This is a genomic window from Cecembia sp., assembly GCF_007126775.1.
Lineage (GTDB): Bacteria > Bacteroidota > Bacteroidia > Cytophagales > Cyclobacteriaceae > Cecembia.
This window is the reverse complement of the sequence record NZ_SLAP01000019.1, coordinates 1-3,754: the sequence shown is the minus strand read 5'-3', so window position 1 is coordinate 3,754 and position 3,754 is coordinate 1. Positions and strand designations below refer to the sequence as shown.

Genomic DNA, 3,754 nt, shown 5'->3' with positions numbered 1-3,754 from the left:
GCATTTTTGGATTGCCCGAGCATGGTCGCTGCATTGATTTTTGACCTGTAAGGCCCAGCCAAAAGGTCAGCTGCTTTAAGAAATATGGCAGCCCTTTGTTCCCATTCCATATGTTCCCATGCATATTTTGCACCCATGGCAGCATTAATGGCCTGTTCCACATGGGAAGCATCCCCTTCATGGAAATATCCAAGGATGTGTTGGTGGTCATGAGGAGGGGAAAGGGGTTTCTTTTTTCCTGTTCTAACCTCTTCAGCACCGATATACATAGGCACATCAACCTCTTGTGCACGAAGTTCCTTTAATTTAGCCTGTAACTCTTTCCTTTCGGGTGAGCCAGGGGCATAACTTTTCACGGGTTCGTTGTGCGGGGTAGGCACATTGAAAAATCCTTTCAACATAAGTATTTGAGTTTATTTGGTTCTGACAAACAAATATAAGAAACAAGCCTTGGAATGCCTTTCCATACCTTGCTTTTATCCCCCTCTTATAAAATTTTTGGGTGGAATGGCTTTCTACTTTCAAATCAGTTCAACGCCTAAAAAATTCTTTCTGATCAACAAAACAAGTGTTCTGTCATAGGATCCCTTCCAGCTCTTTTAAATGCCGTATGGTATAAGTTGGCTGATGTTCAATTCCTTTTTCATTGGGATCAAAATATACGTTGTCAATCTGGGATTGAATAGCTCCAAGGATATCTGAATTGGGATTGTCACCGATCATCATGGTTTCGGTATTCTTTATGCCCAATTTATCCAAGGCATAGTTAAAAATTCTCGGATCGGGCTTCTTATGGCCCGTAGTTTCTGATGTCACCACTAAATCAAAATAAGGAGCCAGTCCTGAGGCTTCCATTTTTTTGGTTTGACTTTCATCAAATCCATTAGTAATGATGTGCAGACCATAATTTGGTTTCAAGTATTCCAAAATCTCCTTGGTATAGGGCAATAAATAGGGTTTGGATGAGGTCCTATGCATAAAATCTTCTTCCATCACCTTAGGAACCAAATTGGGATCGGCTCCTGCATTTTCAAATATCAACTTGAACCTTGTTTCTCTGAGTGATTTCTTGTCAATTTTCTCCAGATCATACATCGCCCAAAGTTTAAAGTTGACTTTATAGAAAGACTGTATAAATTCTCCTGAATTAGGGATGCCTGAATTAACCAATTGATAGACTTCAAAAAGTTCGGAAAGTGATTCCTGAACGTTTTTGTCATAATCCCATAGCGTATGGTCAAGGTCGAAAAACAAGTGTTGGTATTTTTTCAAAGAGAAAATTATTTTCGGTAAGGATTGTTTTCAATTTTGTTTTTTGCCAGCTCTCTATTGGAGTGCAATATATGGTATACCTCCTGGTCCCGAAGAAGGTTGGCATCTTTCTGGATAAATTTAAAAATCTGCTGGATGATTTCTTGTGCTTCATCAAGTATGTAGTAAAAAATCCATTGATCTACCCTGCGGCTACCCACCAATCCTGCATTTTTCAGGTATCCTAAATGACGGCTTGTTTTGGTTTGTGTAAAATCCAGAATAAGCTCCATATCAGAGATACTCAGCTCTTTATTCTGCAACAATAAATGTAAAATACGGACCCTTGACTCCTCAGATAAAGCCTTAAAAATCCGCATTCCATAATTTAAACTTATATTTTTGAGACGCATTTAGTATTTTTAACGAATAAAAGCTGCTTGAAATTAAACAAATGAAGCCAAAATAGGCTAATATTATAACGAATTTAGAACCTATAAGTGCTAAAAACACTTATTTTAACAGATTTAAAAGATTTGAAGATTCATTTTCCACATATCATTTTCGGGTTTTTGGGTATTATCTTATTCTTAGGAAGCCACCATAGCCAAGCTCAGGATACAGACAGAAAAGTATTACAACTTTCTGGAATCGTCCTCAATGCCGATAGTACCGATGCAGTACCCGGTGTTAATATTTATGTTCCAAAAAAGGGAAGAGGCACCACTTCGGGAAGGTATGGTTATTTCTCCATGCCTGTATTGGAGGGAGACTCTGTTGTTTTCAGTTTCATTGGTCTCAAAAGGCAGAGCTTTAAAGTTCCTGCCAATACTGATGGGGACATCAGCTTGATCGTGACGATGCAAATGGATGAAATAGCCCTCTCTGAAATTGAGATTATGCCCTTTCCTTCAGAAGATGAATTCAAGCGGCAGGTATTGGCCATGAATTATGAAGCCCCAATGGCAATCGACAGCAGAGGGAATTTAAGCCCCGAGACCTTATTGCGTTATGCAGAGCAAATGCCGGCCTCCGGTAATGAAAACTGGCGTTATTTCCAACAAGGTCAGGTAATGCAAATACAAGATCGATATGGACCCCGACCATTTACACTTTTGGATCCTTTTGCATGGAATAGGTTCATTCAGTCCATCAAACGGGGAGATCTAAAGAAAAGAGATTAAAAAAAAGGCTTTGGATTTACCCAAAGCCTTTTTTTAATGAATTGAATGCCTTTCAGTACCTTGAAATATACAATCCTTGGTCATCCTTATCCGTATATCTATCAATTGCCCAGGTTCAACTTTTGTAAAACACCTTCTTCCTGCATGATGGATTCTATATCCTCCACTGTCTTTGGTACAAAGGCACTTAAATTTTCATTGCCGGTTTCCGTAATAAGGATATTATCTTCAATCCTCACACCAATACCCCACCATTTAGAATCTACAGGACTGCCTTCCGGAATATAAATGCCCGGCTCTACAGTCAATATCATCCCAGGCTCCAATTTACCATAAGCTCCCCTATCATGGACATCCAGTCCTAAATGATGGCCAATACCGTGGGGAAAATAAGGATGCCTCTCTCCAGCATTGACCAATCCCAATTTAACCAATCCCTCATCGATGACCTTTCGGGCAGCGGCTCCTACTGTCTGAAAATCAGAACCCGGATGACAGGCCTGGATCCCAACTTCCAAAGCTTCCAAAACAATTTCGTAAATGGCCTTCTCCTCAGGAGAAAACTTACCATTCACTGGTACAGTCCTTGTAATATCTCCTGAATACCCTCTGTATTCCGCTCCGACATCCATCAAGATCAATCCGTACTGAAGATCGGTCTTATAATTCTCAACATAATGTAAAATGGTGCTGTTGTTACCCGCTCCCACAATGGAGCTATACCCTATATCTTCTGCCCCTAGCGCCTTATGTACAAATTCATGTACGCCCTGTATACTCCTTTCAGAAACCCCGGGTTGAATTGATCTAAAGGCTTCCATATGAGCTATTCCTGAAATTTCAACTGCCTTTCTCATTACCTCAATTTCTTCCGATGTTTTGACTGCCCTGAGTTGGTTCATCAATTGATCCAAATTGGGTGAACTTGGAGATTCATTCACCAGAGAAAAGCCCTTAAATGTAGCCACCATCTCCTTCAAGGGAGCATTATAAGTACCACCTTCGAATTCCCCCATGTTGAATGACAGCATGGGTTTTACTTTGGACCAATCAAGATTGGGCTGCTTCAAAAAGTCAGTATTCAGAAATACTGTTTCAAAACCCAACTTTTCCCTGACCCCTGCTACACCCAATCTTTCTCCGTCCCATTGCTCCTTTCTAGGATCTCTTGGTTGGGTATAAATGATTTCATCGACCATTTGACCATCCACCATTTGGGGATTTTTCAAAATGATCAAAGCTGCATTTGGCTCTCTAAAACCGGTCAAATAATAAAAATCAGAATTGGGACGGTATTTAAACTCTGTATCATTTGAGCG

The 3,754-nt window shown here is 40.1% G+C and carries 5 protein-coding genes; 1 reads left to right on the top strand and 4 read right to left on the bottom strand.

The window, feature by feature from the left end; all coding sequences use genetic code 11:
• The 3 genes from QZT73_RS01370 to QZT73_RS01360 form a co-directional block, all read right to left on the bottom strand.
• Positions 1 to 401, bottom strand: a 401-nt coding sequence (locus tag QZT73_RS01370; RefSeq protein ID WP_291786229.1) for an aldehyde dehydrogenase family protein, incomplete at its 3' end; no start/stop codon positions are given.
• 175 nt (positions 402 to 576) lie between these two features.
• Positions 577 to 1,272: a YjjG family noncanonical pyrimidine nucleotidase gene (locus QZT73_RS01365; RefSeq protein WP_291780426.1), complete on the bottom strand. Its 696-nt coding sequence runs from the start codon at positions 1,270 to 1,272 to the stop codon at positions 577 to 579.
• Positions 1,273 to 1,280: 8 nt separating this feature from the next.
• On the bottom strand, positions 1,281 to 1,664 hold the full coding sequence (locus QZT73_RS01360; RefSeq protein WP_291780423.1) for a metalloregulator ArsR/SmtB family transcription factor: 384 nt from the start codon (positions 1,662 to 1,664) through the stop codon (positions 1,281 to 1,283).
• 123 nt (positions 1,665 to 1,787) lie between these two features.
• Here QZT73_RS01360 and QZT73_RS01355 point away from each other — a divergent pair, with 123 nt between their 5' ends.
• A complete protein-coding gene (locus QZT73_RS01355; protein WP_291786227.1) occupies positions 1,788 to 2,435 on the top strand; it encodes a carboxypeptidase-like regulatory domain-containing protein in 648 nt (215 codons plus the stop codon).
• Positions 2,436 to 2,536: 101 nt separating this feature from the next.
• On the opposite strand, the gene QZT73_RS01350 is transcribed toward QZT73_RS01355, so the two are convergent.
• Positions 2,537 to 3,754: aminopeptidase P N-terminal domain-containing protein (locus QZT73_RS01350; protein ID WP_291786225.1), on the bottom strand; the 1,218-nt coding region annotated here is incomplete at its 5' end.

Bases quoted from the DNA above. Each gene is read 5' to 3' on its own strand.
- QZT73_RS01360 (WP_291780423.1), bottom strand. From the start codon at position 1,664: ATGCGTCTCAAAAATATAAGTTTAAATTATGGAATGCGGATTTTTAAG.